Raw genomic sequence first — 1,009 nt, forward strand, 5'->3', positions numbered from 1 at the left:
TGTCTTGCGCAGTCTGTAGCTCTCGCCTCGGATGGTCACGACGTGGCTGTGGTGCAGCACCCGTCCGCGCAGGGATCGCGGTGGCGACGACCGGATCGCCGGACACGGTGCCCCATTCTCCGACCGCCCGGTTCGAGGTCACCAGCAGGGCGCCGCGCTCGTAGCGACGGCTGACGAGCTGGAAGAACAGATGGGCGGCATCGGGCTCGAAGGGGAGGTATCCGAGTTCATCCACGATCAGCAGCTTTGGCTTGGCGTAGTGGGACAGCTTTTCCTCCAGCCGTCCCTCGGCATGGGCCTTGGCCAGCGTCGTCGCCGGCACGAACAGCACGGTATAGCCGGTGACGATGGCCTCGCGGCCGATAGCAACGGCGAGGTGCGTCTTGCCGACGCCCGGTGACCCAAGGAGCAGCACGGCCTCACCGTTGGCGATGAACCGTCCTGTGGCGAGATCCTGGATCTGGCCTCGGTCGATGGAGGGCTGCGCGGCGCAGTCGAACCCGGCGAGGTTGCGGTGGAACGGGAACCGTGCCAGGCCGAAGCTCATTTCGATCCGCCGCTGATCCTTGCGAGCGATCTCGCGTTCGCACAGCATGGTCAGCGCCTCGCGGATCGTGAGTTCGCGGCGCCCGGCTTCGTCGAGCAAGTTGTCGAGCTGGTCCCGGATGGCGGTCAGCTTCAGGCGCGTCAGCATCCGGTCCAGGTGGTCGGGAAGATCGGGCAGCATCACCAGGCCCCTCCCGCGACAGCGTCATACTCGCTCAACGGCCGCAGCAGCGTCGGCACCTCCGGTAATGGACAGGGCGCCCTGCGGCGGCCGATCCCGGCAAAATGGGCCGGATCGGCAACGCGCCCATAGCGACCGCTGCGCAGCGCATGGCACACGACATCCTGCCCGGCATGCCGGACACGCAGGTCCGGGCCCGCCACGATGACTGTCACCCGCTCGCCAATCAGCGTCCAGGGCACGGAATAGGCGTTGCCGTCGACTTCAACAGAACAGTCCGAG

General features: G+C 67.1%; 2 protein-coding genes. Both read right to left on the reverse strand.

Going from position 1 to position 1,009, the window contains the following annotated elements; translation table 11 throughout:
• Positions 1 to 727, reverse strand: a 727-nt coding sequence (istB, locus tag OC184_RS20370) for an IS21-like element helper ATPase IstB (protein ID WP_322630238.1), incomplete at its 3' end; no start/stop codon positions are given.
• A partial coding sequence (locus tag OC184_RS20375) for a Mu transposase domain-containing protein (RefSeq protein WP_407674423.1) occupies positions 727 to 1,009 on the reverse strand: 283 nt, incomplete at its 5' end. The genes istB and OC184_RS20375, both read right to left, overlap by 1 nt.

The organism is Paracoccus rhizosphaerae, from assembly GCF_026162645.1.
GTDB classification, from domain to species: Bacteria; Pseudomonadota; Alphaproteobacteria; order Rhodobacterales; family Rhodobacteraceae; genus Paracoccus; species Paracoccus rhizosphaerae.